This window comes from Cryobacterium sp. 10I1 (genome assembly GCF_035019805.1).
GTDB lineage: Bacteria > Actinomycetota > Actinomycetes > Actinomycetales > Microbacteriaceae > Cryobacterium > Cryobacterium glucosi.
Map to the genome: position 1 here is coordinate 1 of NZ_JASJVF010000682.1, position 240 is coordinate 240.

1 protein-coding gene is annotated in these 240 nt (G+C 79.2%); it reads right to left on the bottom strand.

The genetic code is table 11. The annotated features are described in order from the left end of the window. The coding region (locus tag QN345_RS20325) for a hypothetical protein (RefSeq protein ID WP_323509272.1) at positions 1–240 on the bottom strand (240 nt) is incomplete at both ends.

Consider the following 240-nt stretch of genomic DNA (forward strand, 5'->3'; position numbering starts at 1 on the left):
TGTGACGCCCAGGAGGCCGCCGAGGAGCACGAGGGTCGCGAGGGCACGCACGCGGCGCACGCGCCGGCTCCTGGCCGCTGCGTGCCCGATGACGGTGGACTGGGCGGCGCGTTGGGCGGCGGCCTGTACCGCGGCGACCTGCGCGGCGGCGGCGCGTTCTGCTGCGGCCTGGGCGGCGACCGCGCGGCGGGCGGAACTCGCGGCGGCCATCACGGCCTTGGCCTCGACGCGAGCGTCCTC